At 71.2% G+C, this 3282-nt stretch carries 2 pseudogenes; both read right to left on the bottom strand.

The annotated features are described in order from the left end of the window. Nucleotides 1–105 precede the first annotated feature (105 nt). Nucleotides 106–2845: pseudogene (locus ACFW2E_RS44040) on the bottom strand (Tat pathway signal sequence domain protein). A 95-nt stretch (nucleotides 2846–2940) separates the two neighbouring features. Next, a pseudogene (locus ACFW2E_RS44035) lies at nucleotides 2941–3282 on the bottom strand (hypothetical protein); the annotation flags it as partial.

Below are 3282 nucleotides of genomic sequence, written 5' to 3'. Positions count from 1 at the left end.
CGCGCCCCCCGGCCACCGGCCGCACACCCCACCCCGCCCGCCGCGGGTCTTGCTAGCCCGGCCGCCCCCCCCTCGGGGCGGACGGCGGGGATGTGACGACAGCACCTAGGACGGCATCCGGTCCCCCAGCAGCGCCAGGTTCTCGATGGCCGCGAGGCCGTACAGGGCGGTGTCGTTCGAGGACACCCAGCTCGCCTCGCTGCCCGGGACGAGCGTGACCGGGCCGGTCAGCCGGTCCGTCTTCCAAGGTGCCGACTCGGAGTAGCCGTCGGAGCCGTAGAACTTCTTCCAGGCGCGCTCGGCGAGCGTCTCGTCCCCCGTCTGCACGGCCGCGTACGCGTCGAGGCGCGAGTGGCCCTGGAAGAGGAGCAGGGTGCCGAAGCCGGTGCCGTACCGGGCAACCTGTTCGGCCTTGGTGGCGTTGAAGTAGCGGCAGTAGTCGAAGTACGCCTCGTTGAACTTCGGCATGTCGGTCAAGTGGATCAGTTCGGCGCAGAGTTCGTTGAGGCCGAAGACCGCCGAGAGGTGGGACACGGAGACCACCGGGGTGTCGGCGGTCGCGAACCTGCCGGTGTCGAGGTCGTAGAGGCCGCTGCCCTGGACGAAGCCGTTGGGCTGGGCAGCGATGCCCTCCATCGTCGACAGCACACGTGCCTTGGCCTTCTCCCACTTGGGACCCTTGCGTTCCCACTCGGTCAGCCAGGCCGACACCAGGCCGCTCCAGTCCGTGCCGAAGCCGATCGACAGGGCGTGCCGGTCGGGGGTGTAGGGGTCGGTGCGGACCTTGCGCTGGGGGTCGAGGACCAGGAAGGTCTCGTCGGAGTCGACATTGGCGTGCATGAGGTCGCCGACGCGTTCGTCGGCGGTGAGGAAGTAGTAGAAGCGCCGGTAGGTGGTGTTGGAGATGCGCTGCTGCTTGGCGCTGTCCGCGTAGTGCTGGACGCCGTGCCGGGTGCCGAGGCCGGCCCACTGACCGATGTGGTAGACGTCGACCTCGCCGGTGTGGCGGGTGAGCGCCTCGGCGAACCGGAAGATGTCCGGGCGGCCGCTTCTCAGGTACGCGTACCAGAGCCAGAGGTCGGGCGAGAGTTCGGAGTTGTCCCAGGCGTAGCCGCCGACGTCGTACCGCCACTGGTGGCGTACGGCGTCGTAGGTGTGCATGAAGTCGCCGTAGTCCCAGAAGCCGTACCAACGGCGCATCTCCACCTGGTCCTTGTAGTACGCGAAGAGGAAGTCGAGGTGGTCCTCGATCTTCGCCTTGGCGGCCGTCGAGCGGTCGGGCTCGGAGTAGAGGCCGGGGCCGAAGACCTTGGCCTTGATGAGCTGCTTGGGCGGGGCGGCGAGCTGCGGCAGCACGCGGACCGCGTCGATCTGTTCGGCGAGTGTCTCCGGGGTGGGGGGTGGACTCGTTGGCCCAGAAGAGGAGTTCGGAGGTACGGGCGATGCCGTAGGGGGTGCCGAACCCGGGCTCGTAGTCCTCGTAGGTGATGTTGAGACCCTCGAGCTGTTCCGCGTAGGTGTCCTGGCCCATGCCGTCGTGGTAGAAGCGCAGGTCCATGGGCTGTGCCTCGGGCGACCAGAGCCACAGGGTGACCTCGGCCTCTTCGGTGTGGGCACCGCGGATGTCGAGCTGGGCGGGGAACTTCTGCCAGAAGTCCCGCAGGCCGAAGGAGAGACCGCCGCTCGCCCCGCCCACGTACCCGAACCCGGAGGCCCGCCTGCCACCGCCGGCGGCGATCCAGCCGTACCCCTTCTTCGTGCGTTTACGGACGGTGAAGCCGTCGGCGGAGAGCTGGGCGAGCGTGTAGTCACCCCACTCGGGGATGTACTGGAGCCGGATGGTGACCCGCTGGTCCCAGGTGGAGGGGTCGGGCAGCTTCCGGCCCTCGTACTGGGCCGCCTGCACGGCCGCGCCGGGGTCGCGGCGCAGTCCGGTGATGCCCTGGACGGCCTCGCGCAGGAGTCCGGTGTCCTCGCCGCCGATGCGGATGTGCCGGTCGTAGGCGGCGTCCCGCATCGGCACGGTGAAGCGGACGCCGAGGCCGCGGACGAAGTCGCCGCTCGACTTCCCCGGCTCCTGCGTCCCGTCGTACGTGATCGTGTGCACCATCCGGAAGGAGTCGGCGCCGGCGTAGAAGTAGAGCCGGACCGAGAACGGCAGCCAGGCCCGGTCGCCCTTGCGGTGCTTGCCGTCGACGCGGACCACGGCACGGACCGGGCCGTCCTGTTCGACGGTCACCGAGGACACGGCGCCGTCGAAGCGCTCGGTCTTCACCGTGCCCTGGTCCTCGTCCTCGATCTCCGGCTGGCGGATGAGGACGAGGCGGCCGTTCCTGGCGATCTCGGTGGAGCCGCGGGTGACGGACTTGACGAGCGTGGCACCGGACTTGCCGATCCGGACGGTGATGACTCCGGTGGAGACGTCGACGGTGCCGCCGCTCCGGTCGACGGTGACCTTCTTGTCCGGAGACTGGGGCGTGCCCGCCGCGAGGGTGAGCCTTCCACCGCCGGAGGAGACGGCGTGCGCGGTCCACTTGAGGGAGCCGTCCGGCCAGTAGGCGATCGGCCAGGACTGCACGGGCACGGCCCTGCCGTCCGCGTCCGTCAGCGCGAACGTCTGGTCCTCCCGGTACGTTCCCATCGGCCAGGGCACACCGACGGTCGACCCGGGGGCCGCGCCGAGGCCGCCGTCCTCCAGCCAGTCGAGGGTCACCGGGTCCGCGTCGGCGGCCCCGGCTGTCGGCGCGGCCTGTGCGTCCTTGGGCCCCAGTGCCCAGCTGAACCGGGCGGCGGCTCCGGCGACGGCCGCCGCCTTGAGGAGGGACCTGCGGGGGATGGAAGGCATGGCCTTTCCTTTCCGTGCGCGATACAGATGGTCAGGGGCATGACAGAGGTGGACGCGGCGCCGCGGCGCCGGTCCTGATCGGGGGGCATCGCCGCTCAGCGGCGCCGGTGCCGCTCCTCCACGGCGACGGCCGCCGCCGCGACGGCGCCCAGGTCGGCGACCGCCAGCGGCGCGCAGAACCAGGCCGAGCAGACCACCACGGCCAGCCCGCCGACGATCAGGAAGGAACCGGCCGGGTCGAGCACGGTGCGCCGGCCGGCCTGCGCGAGCAGCGCACGCCAGGAGGCACCGGCACGCCAGGTGGCCGCCGCGCGCAGCCCGGCCACGACGGCGCCGATCAGGGCGAACACACCGACGGCGCCCACGAACGGACCGCCCGGCAGCCCGCTGCGCACGGCCTGGACGTCCACCCACACCGCGGCCAGGGCGGCCCATCC

It is taken from the genome of Streptomyces sp. NPDC058964, from assembly GCF_042741275.1.
Classification (GTDB): domain Bacteria; phylum Actinomycetota; class Actinomycetes; order Streptomycetales; family Streptomycetaceae; genus Streptomyces.
The sequence above is the reverse complement of the archived record's forward strand: the minus strand, read 5'-3'. Positions and strand labels throughout refer to the sequence as shown.